Consider the following 16,021-nt stretch of genomic DNA (forward strand, 5'->3'; position numbering starts at 1 on the left):
TCCGGACCGCGTGAAAACCCGGACATCGAACACCCGTTCGTCTATAGTGGACCCCGTATCGGCGTCGGGCATCAGGACACGGCACTTCTCCGTTGCGGAAGATTCCGTCGGCGGGGGTCGTTAGTCTTGACGGACGGGGAGGCCCACGCCCTCCCCACCCCCCTTCAGCGGCCCGGATCCGGGGCCGGGGCGGTCGTCCGGGGGACCCGACCGCCGAACACACGAACCGCGCACGGCAGGCCGACGCCCGACCGGTGCCCTGTGTGCCACAGCCGAAGGATGTCTGACTCGATGGTCGAACAACTGGTAGTCCGGGGTGCCCGGGAGCACAACCTCAAGGACGTGTCGCTGGACCTGCCCCGCGACGCCATGATCGTGTTCACCGGCCTGTCCGGTTCGGGCAAGTCCTCGCTGGCCTTCGACACGATCTTCGCCGAGGGGCAGCGCCGCTACGTCGAATCCCTGTCGGCGTACGCCCGCCAGTTCCTGGGCCAGATGGACAAGCCCGACGTGGACTTCATCGAGGGGCTGTCCCCGGCGGTGTCCATCGACCAGAAGTCCACCAGCCGCAACCCCCGCTCCACCGTCGGCACCATCACCGAGGTGTACGACTACCTGCGGCTGCTGTGGGCGCGCATCGGCGTCCCGCACTGCCCGCAGTGCCGCCGCGAGATCTCCCGGCAGAGCCCGCAGCAGATCGTGGACCGGGTGCTGGAGATGACCGAGGGCACCCGCTTCCAGGTGCTGGCCCCGGTGGTGCGCGGCCGCAAGGGCGAGTACCTCGAACTGTTCAAGGACCTGCAGTCCAAGGGGTACACCCGCGCGGTCGTGGACGGCCGGCCGGTGCGCCTGGACGAGGCGCCCAAGCTGGGCCGCTACGACAAGCACGACATCTCGGTGATCGTGGACCGGCTCTCCGTCAAGGAGTCCTCCCGCGGGCGGCTGACCGACTCGGTGGAGACCGCGCTCAAGCTGGCCGGCGGGACCATTGTGCTGGACTTCGTCGACCTGGCCGAGGACGACCCCGAGCGCGAGAAGGTCTTCTCCGAGCACCTGTACTGCCCCTACGACGACCTGTCCTTCGAGCAGTTGGAGCCGCGCTCCTTCTCCTTCAACGCCCCCTACGGCGCCTGCCCGGAGTGCTCGGGCCTGGGCACCCGCATGGAGGTCGACCCGGAGCTGATCGTCCCCGACCCGGCCAAGACCCTGGCCGAGGGCGCCCTGGCCCCCTGGTCGGGCGGCCCCAACGGCGGGTACTGGGAGCGGCTGCTCACCGCCCTGGGCGAGTCGGTCGGCTTCGTCCTGGACACCCCCTGGGAGAAGCTGCCCAAGCGCGCCCGCAAGGCGATCCTGGAGGGGCACGACACCCAGGTCCACGTCAGCTACCGCACCAAGTACAACCGCGAGCGGTCCTACTACACCGACTTCGAGGGCGTCATCCCCTGGGTCAAGCGCCGCTACACCGAGACCGAGAGCGACTACGGCCGCGAGCGCCTCGAGGGCTACATGCGCAGCGTGCCCTGCCCCGCCTGCGAGGGGACCCGGCTCAAGCCGGTGGTGCTCGCGGTGACCGTGGGCGGGCGGTCCATCGCCGAGGTGGCCTCGATGTCGCTGGCCGAGAGCGCCCGCTTCCTGGCCGACCTGCGGCTGTCGGACCGCGACGCGGTCATCGCCGCCCAGGTCCTCAAGGAGATCAACGCCCGGCTGGGCTTCCTGCTGGACGTGGGCCTGGACTACCTCAGCCTGGCCCGCTCCTCCGGTTCGCTCTCGGGCGGCGAGGCCCAGCGCATCCGGCTGGCCACCCAGATCGGCTCGGGCCTGGTGGGCGTGCTCTACGTGCTGGACGAGCCCTCCATCGGCCTGCACCAGCGCGACAACGCCCGCCTGCTGGAGACCCTCCAGCGGCTGCGCGACATCGGCAACACGCTCATCGTCGTGGAACACGACGAGGACACCATCCGCGCCGCCGACTGGGTGGTCGACATCGGCCCCGGCGCGGGCGAGCACGGCGGCCACGTGGTGGTGTCGGGCATCGTGGACGAGCTGCTCACCAACGAGGCGTCGCTCACCGGCGACTACCTGTCCGGGCGCCGCTCCATCGACCTGCCGGCGGTGCGCCGACCGCTCACCAAGGGGCACGAGCTGGTCGTCAAGGGCGCCCGCGAGAACAACCTGCGCGACATCGACGTGGCCTTCCCGCTGGGGGTGTTCACCGCCGTCACCGGGGTGTCGGGCTCGGGCAAGTCCACGCTGGTCAACGAGATCCTGTACAAGGCGCTGGCCAAGGAGCTCAACGGGGCGCGCGACGTCCCGGGCCGGCACGTGCGGGTCAACGGCCTGAACAAGGTCGACAAGGTCGTGCACGTGGACCAGAGCCCCATCGGGCGCACGCCGAGGTCCAACCCGGCCACCTACTCGGGGGTCTTCGACCACATCCGCAAGCTGTTCGCGCAGACCACCGACGCCAAGACGCGCGGCTACCAGCCGGGCCGGTTCTCGTTCAACGTCAAGGGCGGGCGCTGCGAGGCCTGCTCCGGCGACGGCACGCTCAAGATCGAGATGCAGTTCCTGCCGGACGTCTACGTGCCCTGCGAGGTGTGCCACGGCGCCCGCTACAACCGGGAGACGCTCCAGGTCAAGTACAAGGGCAGGAACATCGCCGAGGTCCTGGACATGCCGATCTCGGAGGCGCTGGAGTTCTTCGAGCCGGTCAACGCCATCCGCCGCCACCTGCAGACCCTCACCGACGTGGGGCTGGGGTACGTGCGCCTGGGCCAGCCCGCCACCACCCTGTCGGGCGGCGAGGCGCAGCGGGTCAAGCTCGCCGCCGAGCTGCAGCGCCGTTCCACCGGCCGCACCGTGTACGTGCTGGACGAGCCCACCACGGGCCTGCACTTCGAGGACATCCGCAAGCTGCTGGGGGTGCTCAACCGGCTCACCGACTCCGGCAACACGGTGATCGTCATCGAGCACAACCTGGACGTCATCAAGACCGCCGACCACATCATCGACATGGGCCCCGAGGGCGGCTCCGGCGGCGGCACCCTGGTCGCCCAGGGCACCCCCGAGGAGGTCGCGGCGGTCGCCGAGTCCTACACCGGGCGGTTCCTCGCCAAGCTGCTCTGAGCCGCACCCGCGGGTGCGCGGCCCGTCCCCGGACCCTTCCTCCGGGGGCGGGCCGCCGTCGTCCCCGGCCGGGGACGGTCGTGCGGCGTTCGGAACGCCCCCACGGGTGTCCCACCGGGCGCCCGGCCCCGGCGGTGGACCCCTTGCACGGACGGTGACCGTTGGGACCGTCCCGCGGCACGGGGCCGAGGACGGCCCCCTTCCGCGGACGGTGACCATCGGGGGTCGGACGGCGGCGTGCGGGCCGACCGGCTGCCCGACGACGACGGCGGGTGGCCCGGCGGCAGTGGCCGACGGGGGCTTTCGCGGGGCCCGGGGCGAAGCACTCCGGACCGCCTACTACAGTGCGTCGTAGGTTTGGACGCGCAGGTGAGGAGCGGTTCGTCGTGGCGGTCGAGAAGACGTGCGGATGCGGGGTGAGCAGGCGGCGCCTGCTCGGGACGGCCGGGGCGGTCGCGGCCGTCGGGGCCGTCACCGCGGTGAGCGCCTGCGGCGGGGAGCCCCCCAAGCCGCAGGACGCCCGGCGGGGCCAGGTGGTCGGCCAGACCACCGACGTCCCCGAGGGCGGCGGCGCCGTCTTCAGCCACAGCAAGCTGGTGGTCACCCAGCCCGAGGCCGGTGACTACCGGGCCTTCGCCGCCTCCTGCACCCACGGCGGCTGCACCGTCCAGCAGGTGGAGGACGGCGTCATCCGCTGCCTGTGCCACGGCAGCGAGTTCGACTACGCCACCGGCGAGGTCGTGACGGGCCCCGCGCAGGTGGCCCTGGAGGAGTTCACGGTCACCGTCGACGGCACCGACATCATCCTGGACTGAGCGCCGCGGCGCCCAACGCGGAACGCCCGGGACCGACACGGTCCCGGGCGTTCCGCACGTTCACACGAGGGGTCAGGCGTCCTCGGGGACTTCCTCCCGGCTGCCCGGGGCGTCGCGCTCCGCGCGCCGGATCGCGGCGGAGGCGGCCGCGGCGCGGAAGGCGTCCTCGTCCTCGGCGGCCACGACCTCGGTGCGGTTGCGCGGCAGCGACTGCGGGTAGTGCTCGACCAGCCAGCCGATGAGGTGCTCGCGGATCTCGCAGGCGATGTTCCACTGGTCGCCGGTGTTGGCGGCGGTCGCCACGACGCGCACCATCACCTCGCCGTTCTCGGTGATGTCCACCACCTGGCAGGACCAGCTGCGCCCGTCCCAGTACTCGCTGGCGGTGATGAGGCGGCCCGCCTCCTCGCGCAGCTCGGCGATCGGCACCTCCCAGTCCAGCGGCATCATCACCTTGGCGGTGATCGCCGTGCCCGACTTGGTCCAGTTCTCGAAGCTGGTCGTGGTGAAGTTCGCGACCGGGACCACCAGCCGGCGCTCGTCCCAGATCTTGATGGTGACGTTGACCAGGGACAGCTCCTCGACCCGGCCCCACTCGCCCTCGACCACGACGACGTCGCCGATGCGCAGGGCGTCGCTGAACGCCAGCTGCAATCCGGCGAACAGGTTGCCCAGGGTGGACTGGGCGGCCACACCGGCGACGATGCCGATGATGCCCGCGGAGGCCAGCAGCCCGGCGCCCAGCGCCTGCACCTGCGGGAAGGTGAACAGGATCGCGGAGACCGCCACGACCACGATGATCGAGGTGACGACCCGGCGCAGCAGCCGCACCTGCGTCTGCAGGCGGCGCGCCTTGCGGTCGGCGTCCCCGTTGGCGTGGGACAGGCGGGCCAGGATGGTGTCGGTGACGGCGTAGGCGAGGCTGATGCCCAGGGCGGTCAGCGACCCGATCATCAGGATCACCATGCCGTGCCGGAGCGTGCCGTAGGTGGACCAGCCCACGTCGGTGATACTGGGCATGCCCAGGTTGGCGCCCACCACCGCGCCCGCCGCGTACCCGGAGTAGCGGGTCCTGATCACCAGGAAGTTCGCGATGCTCCACATCTTGGCGAGCTTGTGCTTGAGCACCCAGCGCGCGGCGAACACCAGTCCCAGGGAGATGGCCACGGCGATGCCGAGGGCGATCCAGGCCCAATATTCGTCGATGTCCACGACGCGAGGCCCCCTTGTCGTTCATGTCGGAAAGGGTCGATCTACCCGCCCAACCTAGAGCATGCGGATACCCGATCGTGACGTTCGGGCGACCTGATCGTGGTGCTCGTGACGCGGCTCTCGTCCCCGGAGGGGGACGCCCGGGGCGCGAGTGGCCGGATGTCACCGCCGCACACCAGAATGGGGGCATGCCTGCGACACCTCACCTGCGTCCCGCGCCCGGCTCCATCCCGACCTCCCCGGGGGTCTACCGCTTCCGGGACGGTGCGGGCCGGGTCATCTACGTCGGCAAGGCCAAGAACCTGCGCTCGCGGCTGTCGTCGTACTTCCGGGACTTCGCGGGGCTGCACCCGCGCACCCAGCAGATGGTCTCCACCGCCGCCGACGTGGACTGGACGATCGTGGGCACCGAAGTGGAGGCGCTCCAGCTGGAGTACTCCTGGATCAAGGAGTACGACCCGCGGTTCAACGTCAAGTACCGCGACGACAAGAGCTACCCCTACCTGGCGGTGACCCTCAACGAGGAGTTCCCGCGCGTCCAGGTGATGCGCGGTGCCAAGCGCAAGGGGGTGCGCTACTTCGGCCCGTACTCGCACGCCTGGGCGATCCGCGAGACCGTGGACCTGCTGCTGCGGGTGTTCCCGGTGCGGACCTGCTCGGCGGGGGTGTTCCGGGGGGCCCGCACCAGCGGCCGCCCCTGCCTGCTGGGGTACATCGGCAAGTGCACGGCGCCGTGCACCGGGAAGATCTCCCCCGAGGACCACCGCGCCCTGGCCGACGACTTCTGCTCCTTCCTGGCCGGGGACACCGGCCGCTTCATCCGCCGCCTGGAGGGCGAGATGAGGGCCGCTGCCCAGGAGATGGAGTACGAGCGGGCGGCCCGGCTGCGCGACGACATCGAGGCCCTGCGCGCCGCACTGGAGAAGCAGGCGGTGGTGCTGCCCGACTCCACCGACTGCGACGTGATCGCCCTGGCCGACGACCAGCTGGAGGCGGCCGTGCAGATCTTCCACGTGCGCGGCGGGCGCATCCGCGGCCAGCGCGGCTACGTGGTGGACAAGGTGGACGACGCGGGCCCCGCCGAGCTGATGGCGACGTTCCTGGGCCAGCTGTACGGCTCCGCCGAGGGCACCGAGGAGGGCGAGGGGACCGGCACCGCGGTCCCGCGCGAGGTGCTGGTCTCCCACGAGCCGGCCGACCCGGAGGCGGTGGCCGGCTGGCTGGCCGGGCACCGGGGCGCCAACGTGGACCTGCGGGTCCCCCGGCGCGGGGACAAGCGGTCGCTGATGGAGACCGTGGAGAAGAACGCCGCGGAGGCGCTGGCCCGGCACAAGACCCACCGGGCCGGGGACCTGAGCACCCGGAGCCGAGCCCTCAACGAGCTCCAGGAGGCCCTGGAGCTCCAGGAGGCGCCGCTGCGCATCGAGTGCTTCGACATCTCCAACCTCCAGGGCGAGCACGTGGTCGCGTCCATGGTGGTGTTCGAGGACGGCCTGGCCCGCAAGTCCGAGTACCGGCGCTTCTCGGTGCGCGGCAGCGGCGAGGGCGGCGCCGAGCAGCACGACGTCGCGGCGATGTACGAGGTGGTCAAGCGCCGGTTCCGGCGCTACCTGGAGGAGAGCGCCCGCAGCGGCGAGGTCGCCCGGATGGGGGAGACCGGCGGCGACTCCGCCGCACAGGACGGTCACGTGATCGACGACGAGCCGAAACCCGGGAAGTTCGCCTACCCCCCTAACCTGGTGGTGGTGGACGGGGCGCGCCCCCAGGCGCAGGCCGCGCGCCGTGCCCTGGACGAGCTGGGCATCGACGACATCGCCGTCTGCGGTCTGGCCAAGCGCTTGGAGGAGGTGTGGTTGCCCGACGACGAGGACCCGGTCATCCTGCCGCGCACCAGCGAGGGCCTGTACCTGCTGCAGCGGGTGCGCGACGAGGCGCACCGGTTCGCCATCGCCTACCACCGCCAGAAGCGGGCCAAGGCGCTCACCGGGAGCGCCCTGGACGAGCTGCCCGGCCTGGGCCCGGCCCGCCGCACCGCCCTGATCAAGGCGTTCGGTTCGGTCAAGCGGCTGGCGGGGGCCACGGTCGAGGAGATCGCCGCGGTGCCGGGCATCGGGCCCAAGCTGGCCGAGTCCGTGCACGCGCACCTTTCCGGGAGTCCCGCGGGACGGGAGACCGACGGGGCACCGGTACCGAACAGCACTGACGGGGGAGGAGACACATGACGGTCGAACTGGGCGGGGAGCTGCCGCCCGAGGTGGTCATCGTCACCGGGATGTCCGGGGCGGGCCGGAGCACGGCGGCCAGGGCGCTGGAGGACCTGGACTGGTTCGTGGTGGACAACCTGCCGCCGGGCCTGCTGCCGACGATGATCGAGCTGGCGGGGCGCACCCACGGCGCGGTGCCGCGGGTGGCGGTGGTCGTGGACGTGCGGTCGCTGGCGTTCACCGAGGACCTGCTGTCCACGGTGGAGGAGCTGCGCAAGCGCGACATCACGGCGCGGGTGCTGTACCTGGAGGCGGGCGACGACGCCCTGGTGCGCCGGTTCGAGGGCGTGCGCAGGCCCCACCCCCTGCAGGGCGACGGCCGGCTGACCGACGGCATCGCCCGCGAGCGCGAGACCCTGCGCGCCATCCGCGGCGAGGCCGACCTGGTCATCGACACCTCCCAGCTCAACGTGCACCAGCTCAAGGCGCGGGTGATCGGGTTCTTCGGGGAGAGCGACGAGGCGCGCCCGCGCGCCAACGTGGTCTCCTTCGGGTTCAAGCACGGGCTGCCGGTGGACGCCGACCTGGTGCTGGACTGCCGGTTCCTGCCCAACCCCCACTGGATCCCGGAGCTGCGGCCGATGAACGGCCGCGACGAGCCGGTGCGCGACTACGTGCTGTCCCAGGACGGGGCCAAGGAGATGCTGGAGGCCTACAGCGAGGTCCTCAAGCTCACCATCGAGGGCTACCAGCGCGAGGGCAAGCACTACATGACGCTGGCGGTGGGCTGTACGGGCGGCAAGCACCGCAGCGTGGCCATGGCCGAGCAGTTCGCGGAGCGGCTGCGCACCCAGGGCGTGGAGGTCCACGTGGTGCACCGGGACGTGGGACGGGAGTGAGCGGGGGCCGGGTCAACCGAATCGCCAAGCGGGCCGTCTTCCCTTAGATTGACTCGGTCACCGTCGGTGCCGATACCCCGTGGGGCGGGGGCTCCGGCGGTTCGGGGACGTCGGGCGCGTCCGCCGTCCTCGGCGGGGCGGCCCGTCGCTGCACACGGGTACGAGGGGCAGGCCACGACCATGGCGAACAGCACCGCACCGGACGGGGACGGAACACGTCCGCCCCGGGTGGTCGCGTTGGGCGGCGGGCACGGCCTGTACTCGTCCCTGTCGGCCCTGCGGCGGGTGACCACCGACGTGACCGCGGTGGTGACGGTCGCCGACGACGGCGGCTCCAGCGGGCGGCTGCGCCGCGAGCTGGGGGTGCTGCCCCCGGGAGACCTGCGGATGGCGCTGGCCGCGCTGTGCGGTGACGACGAGTGGGGCCACACCTGGAGCAACGTGATCCAGCACCGGTTCCGCTCCGAGGGCGAGCTGCACGGCCACGCCGTGGGCAACCTGCTGATCGTGGCGCTGTGGGAGCTGCTGGGCGACTCCGTGGCCGGGCTGGACTGGGTGGGCCAGCTGCTGGGCGCCCACGGCCGGGTGCTGCCGATGTCGTCGGTGCCGCTGGACATCTCCGCCGAGGTGGTGGGCGCCGACGCCGGGCGCCCCGACGAGGTGACGACGATCCGCGGCCAGGTGGCGTGCGCGAGCACCGGCGGCCGGGTGCGCTCCGTCTCGCTGATCCCGGCGGAGCCCCCGGCGGAGCCGCAGGCCGTCAAGGCGGTGCGCGAGGCGGACTGGGTGGTGTTCGGCCCCGGGTCGTGGTTCACCAGCGTGCTGCCGCACCTGCTGGTGCCGGACCTGGCGCACGCCCTGGTCACCACGCGGGCCCGGCGGGTGGTGGCGCTCAACCTGTCCCCGCAGCGGGGGGAGACCGACGACTTCCGGCCCGAGACCTACCTGGAGGTGCTGCGCGAGCACGCCCCGAAGCTGGGCGTGGACGTGGTGCTGGCCGACCGGGGGACGGTGGAGGAGGCCGAGCCGCTGGCCGCGGCCGCGCGGGACCTGGGCGGGCGGTTGGAGCTGGCCGACCTGGCGATGGGCGACGGCAGCCCCCGGCACGACCCGGAGCTGCTGGCGCGGGCCTTCGAGCGGATCCTGAACGACTGACGGGTTCCCCCTGGCGGCCCCCGGGGAACACCGCCGCCATGGGCTACGACATCACCGTGGAACGGGTCTACGACGAGGTGCGCGGGGACCGGCCGCCGGGTGCGCTCTTCCTGGTCGACCGGCTCTGGCCGCGCGGGGTCCGCAAGAGCGCGCTGGAGGGCGTGCCGTGGGTCAAGGAGGCGGGTCCCAGCACGGAGCTGCGCACCTGGTTCGGCCACGACCCGGCCAGGTTCGAGGAGTTCGCCCGCCGCTACCGGGCGGAGCTGGCCGACCGGCCCCGGGCGCTGGAGCCGATCCTGGAGGCCGCGCGCCGGGGGCCGGTGACGCTGCTGTACTCGGCGCGCGACGAGGAGCACAATCAGGCGGTGGTGCTGCGCGACCACCTGCTGGAGCTGTTGTCATCGCAGGTCGGGGGCAATTGACCGCACACCGCCACGAACCCCGTGCCCCGCGGCGCCGACGGCGCCGTCGTGCGGGCAACACGCCGTTCAAGGGTCGGCACCGGGCGTCTCGTAACGTAGTCTCCTCGGAGAAAGTCGCTCGTGGCGGGGCCGCGGCGGCACGCCGGTGTTCGGGCGCGCGGCACCGGTCAAGGTCGTTTCAAGGGGAGGATCGCAGCGATGGCGATGACCGGCGTGGTGAAGGATGAACTGAGCCGTCTGGCCATTCTGAAGCCATGCTGCCGCAAGGCGGAGGTGTCCACCATCCTGCGGTTCACCGGGGGCCTGCACCTGGTGGGCGGCCGGATCGTGATCGAGGCCGAGCTGGACACCGGTGCCGCCGCGCGCCGCCTGCGCAAGGACATCTCCGAGGTGTTCGGACACGAGTCCGAGGTGGTCGTGCTCTCCCCGAGCGGCCTGCGCAAGGGCAACCGGTACGTGGTGCGGGTGATCAAGGAGGGCGAGTCGCTGGCCCGGCAGACGGGGCTGGTCGACAACAACGGGCGCCCGGTGCGCGGCCTGCCCCGGCACGTGGTGGCGGGCGGGGCCTGCGACGCCGAGTCGGCGTGGCGGGGCGCCTTCATCGCGCACGGCTCGCTCACCGAGCCCGGCCGGTCGATGTCGCTGGAGGTGACCTGCCCGGGCCCGGAGGCGGCCCTGGCACTGGTCGGCGCGGCGCGGCGGCTGAAGGTGCACGCCAAGGCGCGCGAGGTGCGCGGGGTGGACCGCGTGGTGGTCCGCGACGGCGACTCCATCGGAGCGCTGCTCACCCTGCTGGGCGCCCACCAGAGTGTTCTGGCCTGGGAGGAGCGCCGGATGCGCCGGGAGGTGCGGGCGACCGCGAACCGGCTGGCGAACTTCGACGACGCGAACCTGCGGCGCAGCGCCCGGGCGGCCGTGGCGGCCGGGGCGCGGGTGGAGCGGGCGCTGGAGATCCTGGGCGAGGACGCCCCCGAGCACCTGGTGGCGGCGGGCAAGCTGCGACTGGCGCACAAGCAGGCGTCCCTGGAGGAGCTGGGCCAGCTGTCGGTGCCGCCGCTGACCAAGGACGCCATCGCCGGACGCATCCGCAGGCTGCTGGCCATGGCCGACAAGCGTGCGGCCGACCTGGGCATCGAGGGGACCGAGGCGAACCTCACTCCGGACATGCTGGTGCCCTGACCTGGGACGCCGCCGTCCGGGCCGCAGCGCGCGCGTAACACCGATGTTCGGCTTTGTTAACTGCGAGAACTCGCCGATAACTTCGGCAAATGGTATAGACCTCTTCGCTTTGCGGTGCCAGGATGGTCGCGAATCCACGAGCCGTTCGGAGCGCGGTCGGCATGGGTCGGTAACCGACCCCCGCACGTCCTCCGCTAGGCTCTTTGTGAACACCCGATGCGGCGTAACACCTGTTCACAGCCGTCCGTGCGGAGTACACCGCGGTCCGGGCGCGAGCCGGTCGGCAATGCACGGGTGTAAATGAAGTGCGATATATGAGGGGATTGGTTCCGTGACCATCCGTGTAGGCGTCAACGGCTTCGGCCGGATCGGCCGCAATTTCTGGCGTGCGGTCGCAGCGGGCGGCGGCGACATCGAAATCGTCGCGGTCAACGACCTCACCGACACCAAGACGCTCGCGCACCTGCTCAAGTACGACACCGTGCTCGGCACCCTCGCGGGCGACGTCGAGGTGGGCGAGGACTTCATCCGCGTCGGCGACAAGAACATCAAGGTCCTGGCCGAGCGCGACCCGGCCCTGCTGCCCTGGGGCGAGCTGAACGTCGACGTCGTCATCGAGTCGACCGGCCGCTTCACCAAGGCCGAGGACGCCAAGAAGCACCTGGCCGCCGGCGCCAAGAAGGTCATCATCTCCGCCCCGGCCAAGGGCGAGGACCTCACCGTCGTCATGGGCGTCAACGACGACAAGTACGACCCGGCCGCCCACCACGTCATCTCCAACGCCTCCTGCACCACCAACTGCGTGGCGCCCATGGCGAAGGTGCTGCTCGACGCCTTCGGCATCGAGCAGGGCCTGATGACCACGGTGCACGCGTACACCAACGACCAGGTCATCCTGGACTTCCCGCACTCGGACCTGCGCCGCGCCCGCGCCGCCGCGCAGAACATCATCCCGACCACGACCGGTGCCGCCAAGGCCACCGCCCTGGTCATCCCCGAGCTCAAGGGCAAGCTGGACGGCATGGCCATGCGCGTCCCGGTGCCGGACGGCTCGGTCACCGACCTCGTCGTCACCCTGACCCGCGAGGTCACCAAGGAAGAGGTCAACGCCGCGTTCAAGGCCGCCGCCGAGGGGCCGCTCAAGGACGTGCTGGTCTACACCGAGGACGCGATCGTCTCCTCCGACATCGTCGGCACCTCGCCCTCCTGCACCTTCGACTCCAGCCTGACCATGGCCTTCGGCAAGCAGGTCAAGATCGTCGGCTGGTACGACAACGAGTGGGGCTACTCCAACCGCCTGGTCGACCTGGCCAAGCTGGTCGGCTCCGGTCTGTAGGACGCCCCGGCCCCCGCGGCCTCCGGCGCGTGACACGGCACCCCTCCGCCCGCACTGCGCGCGGAGGGGTGCCGTCGTGAGCGCGCCCCTTTCCGGCCCCTGCGACCAGGGGCGGCAAGACCCGATATTCGTCACGAGGAGACCAGCATGCGGACGATCGACGACCTCGACGTCTCCGGCAAGCGCGTGTTCGTCCGGGCCGACCTGAACGTGCCCCTGGACGGCGAGCGGATCACCGACGACGGGCGCATCCGTGCGGCCCTGCCGACCATCGAAGCGCTCCGCGAGCGCGGCGCCCGCGTCATCGTCGCAGCCCACCTGGGCCGCCCCAAGGGCGCCCCGGACCCCCGCTACTCCCTGCGCCCGGTGGCGGCCCGCCTGGGCGAGCTGCTCGGCACCGAGGTGGCCTTCGCCGCCGACACCGCCGGCGAGTCCGCCCGCGCCGTCTGCGACGGGCTGGCCGACGGCGAGGTGGCGCTGCTGGAGAACGTGCGCTTCGAGCCCGGCGAGACCAGCAAGGACGACGCCGAGCGCGGCGAGCTGGCCGACCGGTTCGCGCAGCTCGCCGACCTGTACGTGGGCGACGCGTTCGGCGCGGTGCACCGCAGGCACGCCAGCGTGTACGACCTGCCCGGCAGGCTCCCGCACGCCGTCGGCGGCCTGGTCCTGACCGAGGTCGAGGTCCTCAAGAAGCTCACCACCGACCCGCAGCGCCCCTACGCCGTGGTCCTGGGCGGCTCCAAGGTCTCCGACAAGCTCGGCGTCATCGACAACCTGCTGGGCACCGCCGACCGCATCCTCATCGGCGGCGGCATGGTGTTCACCTTCCTGCGGGCCCAGGGCCACGAGGTCGGCACCAGCCTGCTGGAGACCGACCAGCTCGACACCGTCCGGGGCTACCTGGAGCGGGCCGAGCGCGAGGGCGTGGAGATCGTCCTGCCGGTGGACGTGGTGGCCGCCGAGAAGTTCGCCGCCGACGCCGCGCACGCCGACGTGGACGTGGACGCCATCCCGGCCGACCGGATGGGCCTGGACATCGGCCCCCGCAGCCGCGCCCTGTTCGCGGAGAAGCTCGCCGACGCCAGGACCGTGTTCTGGAACGGCCCCATGGGCGTGTTCGAGATGGAGCCCTACGCCGGGGGCACCCGCGCCCTGGCCCAGGCCCTCATCGACTCCGACGCCTTCACCGTGGTCGGCGGCGGCGACTCGGCCGCGGCCGTGCGCGCCCTCGGCTTCGACGAGGCGGCCTTCGGCCACATCTCCACCGGCGGCGGTGCCAGCCTGGAGTACCTGGAGGGCAAGGACCTGCCCGGCATCGACGCCCTGCGCTGACGCGAACCCCCGAGACTTTCCGAGGAAGTGATCCGTATGACCCAGCGGCTGCCGCTCATCGCGGGCAACTGGAAGATGAACAACAACCACCTGGAGGCCATCGCGCTCGTCCAGAAGCTGGCCTTCTCCCTGGAGGACAAGGACTACGAGGCCGCCGAGGTCGTCGTCCTGCCGCCGTTCACCGACATCCGCAGCGTGCAGACGCTGGTGGACGGCGACCGGCTGCGCATCGGGTACGGGGCCCAGGACATCTCCGCCCACGACAAGGGCGCCTACACCGGCGAGATCTCCGGCGCCATGCTGGCCAAGCTGGACTGCGCCTACGTCCTGGTGGGCCACTCCGAGCGCCGCGAGTACCACAACGAGGACGACGCGCTGGTCAACGCCAAGATCAAGGCCGCGTTCAAGAACGACATCGTGCCGCTGCTGTGCGTGGGCGAGGGCCTGGACGTGCGCAAGGCCGGCGGCCAGGTCGAGCACGTGCTGTCCCAGGTCGACGGCGCCCTCAAGGAGATCCCGGCCGAACAGGCCGAGCGCCTGGTGATCGCCTACGAGCCGGTGTGGGCCATCGGCACCGGCGAGGTCGCCACCCCGGCCGACGCCCAGGAGGTGTGCTCGGCGATCCGCGGCCGCCTGGCCGAGCTGTACTCGGCCGACCTGGCCGACAAGGTGCGAGTGCTCTACGGCGGCTCGGTCAAGGGCGACAACGCCCCCGGCATCATGGCCGAGAAGGACGTGGACGGCGCCCTGGTGGGCGGCGCCTGCCTGAAGGCCGAGGAGTTCGTCAAGATCATCCGCTTCGCGGAGAACGGCTGACCCCTCCCGCCCCGTCCGCCATCGTCGCACTCCGTTGCGCAACGGTGACGGGCGGGGCGCCCGACGGGTCTCCAGGTCGGGCTACACTTCGCTGTGGGGTTCCTGCGTCCCTTGCCGTTTCCCCACCCGTGTCACTCAGGGCACGGTAAAATCCGAAATCGTCCCCGATCTCCTCCTCCCCCTGAACCGGGCCGGTGCCGCGACGGCACCGACGGGACGGGAGGGAAGCGGGGGATCGAGGTGTCCATCCCCCCGCTGCGGGGTCGAGCTACGGGTGAGCGTGTGATCCTCGGTCTGTCCATCTTCGTGATGCTTCTCAGCGTGCTGCTGGTCCTCCTCGTGCTGCTGCACAAGGGCAAGGGCGGCGGCCTCTCCGACATGTTCGGCGGCGGTGTCACCTCCTCGCTCGGTGGATCGTCGGTGGTCGAGCGCAACCTCGACCGGATGACCATCATCGTCGCCGTCCTCTGGATCATCGCCGGTGTCGTCCTCGGCCTGCTGATCAACCGGGGGATGTGACCCGCGACCCAGCGGGTGCTCACCCTCCACAGTCAAGCTCGCCAGAGTCGCCGGTGAGCGTGTTCGCCGAAGGAGTTTTTCGTGGGTAGTGGCAGTGCCATCCGTGGCAGCCGGGTCGGAGCCGGTCCCATGGGCGAGGCGGAGCGCGGCGAGGCCGCCCCGCGCATCCGGGTCCCGTTCTACTGTGCGAACCTGCACGAGGTCGTGCCCAGTTTCGCCAGTGAGGCGCTCGTCCCCGACGAGTGGGACTGCCCCCGCTGCGGGTTCCCCGCGGGCAAGGACAAGGCGAACCCCCCGTCGCCGCCGCGCACCGAGCCCTACAAGACCCACCTGGCGTACGTGAAGGAGCGGCGCAGCGCGGAGGAGGGCAAGCTCATCCTCGACGAGGCCCTGGCCAAGCTGCGCGCCGACCGTGCCGCGGTCGAGGCCCACATGCGCGCCGCCCGCAACTGACGCACACCCCCTTCGCTTCGAACCTGCCCGGGGCCCGTCGCCTGTGCGACGGGCCCCGTCGGCGTTCGCGCACGTCGTGGCAAAGGTGAGCGAAGAGTGGAATTTCCTCATTCTCGGGACTGGTGTGGTGCGTGGGACGTACAGTGAGCAGCGCAGACCCCTCGCAGCCCCCTCCCAAGGAGTTGGTGTCCATGTCCGCATGCCCTACCGGCGGGGACCACGACTGGATTCTCGGCGACGACCGCAAGTTCCAGTGCGCCAAGTGCGGTGCTCAGAGCGCCCGCAGGTTCTGAGCGGCGGGGCCCGGCTGGACGGTGCCGCGTCCGGCGAGCTCCCCCTTGCGGTCCGTGGCCCGCCAGGTCACCGGCTCGCCCAGCGCCTCGGCCACCCCCTTGGCCCAGCGCTCCAGGGGCTCGAACATCTCCGGGCCCTCCACCAGGACGGTGCGCCCCTGGTAGACCATCCCGTCCAGGGAGACGACCCGGCCACCGGCCCTCAGTTCGGTGTCGTACTCGCTCGCGCCCGGTCTCGTGTTGGGATTCATGGGTCGGAC

Annotated in this window: 14 protein-coding genes; 12 read left to right on the forward strand and 2 right to left on the reverse strand. The window is 71.6% G+C overall.

The genetic code is table 11. The annotated features are described in order from the left end of the window. The first annotated feature begins 291 nt into the window (after nt 1-291). Both uvrA and ACFVNO_RS22295 read left to right on the forward strand, forming a co-directional pair. On the forward strand, nt 292-3,126 hold the full coding sequence (gene uvrA, locus ACFVNO_RS22290; RefSeq protein WP_355269262.1) for an excinuclease ABC subunit UvrA: 2,835 nt from the start codon (nt 292-294) through the stop codon (nt 3,124-3,126). Nucleotides 3,127-3,542: 416 nt separating this feature from the next. Beyond that, complete coding sequence (locus tag ACFVNO_RS22295) at nt 3,543-3,941, forward strand: Rieske (2Fe-2S) protein (RefSeq protein WP_220565655.1); 399 nt, start codon at nt 3,543-3,545, stop codon at nt 3,939-3,941. Nucleotides 3,942-4,013: 72 nt separating this feature from the next. Here the strand turns inward: ACFVNO_RS22295 and ACFVNO_RS22300 are convergent, their stop codons facing one another. Further along, on the reverse strand, nt 4,014-5,153 hold the full coding sequence (locus ACFVNO_RS22300) for a mechanosensitive ion channel domain-containing protein (RefSeq protein WP_355269264.1): 1,140 nt from the start codon (nt 5,151-5,153) through the stop codon (nt 4,014-4,016). 188 nt (nt 5,154-5,341) lie between these two features. Here ACFVNO_RS22300 and uvrC point away from each other — a divergent pair, with 188 nt between their 5' ends. The 10 genes from uvrC to ACFVNO_RS22350 all read left to right on the forward strand — a co-directional run bounded on the left by uvrC (nt 5,342) and on the right by ACFVNO_RS22350 (nt 15,468). Next, nucleotides 5,342-7,375 carry an excinuclease ABC subunit UvrC gene (gene uvrC, locus ACFVNO_RS22305; protein ID WP_355269266.1) on the forward strand — a complete coding sequence of 678 codons (2,034 nt, stop codon included), beginning with the start codon at nt 5,342-5,344 and terminating at the stop codon, nt 7,373-7,375. Further along, nucleotides 7,372-8,256: an RNase adapter RapZ gene (gene rapZ / locus ACFVNO_RS22310; RefSeq protein ID WP_355269268.1), complete on the forward strand. Its 885-nt coding sequence runs from the start codon at nt 7,372-7,374 to the stop codon at nt 8,254-8,256. Before uvrC ends, rapZ begins: the two co-directional genes overlap by 4 nt. A 180-nt stretch (nt 8,257-8,436) precedes the next feature. Then, entirely contained in the window at nt 8,437-9,411 is a 975-nt protein-coding gene (gene yvcK, locus ACFVNO_RS22315; RefSeq protein WP_220560014.1) for a uridine diphosphate-N-acetylglucosamine-binding protein YvcK, read from the forward strand. 38 nt (nt 9,412-9,449) lie between these two features. Beyond that, nucleotides 9,450-9,833 carry a DUF488 family protein gene (locus ACFVNO_RS22320; RefSeq protein WP_355269270.1) on the forward strand — a complete coding sequence of 128 codons (384 nt, stop codon included), beginning with the start codon at nt 9,450-9,452 and terminating at the stop codon, nt 9,831-9,833. A gap of 198 nt (nt 9,834-10,031) precedes the next feature. Then, nucleotides 10,032-11,012 carry a DNA-binding protein WhiA gene (gene whiA, locus ACFVNO_RS22325; protein WP_220560016.1) on the forward strand — a complete coding sequence of 327 codons (981 nt, stop codon included), beginning with the start codon at nt 10,032-10,034 and terminating at the stop codon, nt 11,010-11,012. A 331-nt stretch (nt 11,013-11,343) separates the two neighbouring features. Continuing rightward, nucleotides 11,344-12,348, forward strand: coding sequence for a type I glyceraldehyde-3-phosphate dehydrogenase (gene gap / locus ACFVNO_RS22330; protein WP_220560017.1), 1,005 nt, complete (start codon nt 11,344-11,346; stop codon nt 12,346-12,348). A 147-nt stretch (nt 12,349-12,495) separates the two neighbouring features. Then, nucleotides 12,496-13,680 carry a phosphoglycerate kinase gene (locus tag ACFVNO_RS22335; RefSeq protein WP_355269273.1) on the forward strand — a complete coding sequence of 395 codons (1,185 nt, stop codon included), beginning with the start codon at nt 12,496-12,498 and terminating at the stop codon, nt 13,678-13,680. Nucleotides 13,681-13,716: 36 nt separating this feature from the next. Continuing rightward, nucleotides 13,717-14,496, forward strand: coding sequence for a triose-phosphate isomerase (tpiA, locus tag ACFVNO_RS22340; protein ID WP_220560019.1), 780 nt, complete (start codon nt 13,717-13,719; stop codon nt 14,494-14,496). Between the two features lie 282 nt (nt 14,497-14,778). Next, nucleotides 14,779-15,015 (forward strand): preprotein translocase subunit SecG, encoded by a 237-nt coding sequence (secG, locus tag ACFVNO_RS22345; RefSeq protein ID WP_220560020.1) that lies wholly within the window; start codon nt 14,779-14,781, stop codon nt 15,013-15,015. 81 nt (nt 15,016-15,096) lie between these two features. Next, entirely contained in the window at nt 15,097-15,468 is a 372-nt protein-coding gene (locus ACFVNO_RS22350; protein WP_073381179.1) for an RNA polymerase-binding protein RbpA, read from the forward strand. A gap of 271 nt (nt 15,469-15,739) precedes the next feature. Here the strand turns inward: ACFVNO_RS22350 and ACFVNO_RS22355 are convergent, their stop codons facing one another. Beyond that, nucleotides 15,740-16,012, reverse strand: coding sequence for a hypothetical protein (locus ACFVNO_RS22355; RefSeq protein ID WP_220560021.1), 273 nt, complete (start codon nt 16,010-16,012; stop codon nt 15,740-15,742). Between the last annotated feature and the right edge of the window lie 9 nt (nt 16,013-16,021).

This window comes from Nocardiopsis sp. NPDC057823 (assembly GCF_042797335.1).
GTDB classification, from domain to species: Bacteria; Actinomycetota; Actinomycetes; order Streptosporangiales; family Streptosporangiaceae; genus Nocardiopsis; species Nocardiopsis changdeensis.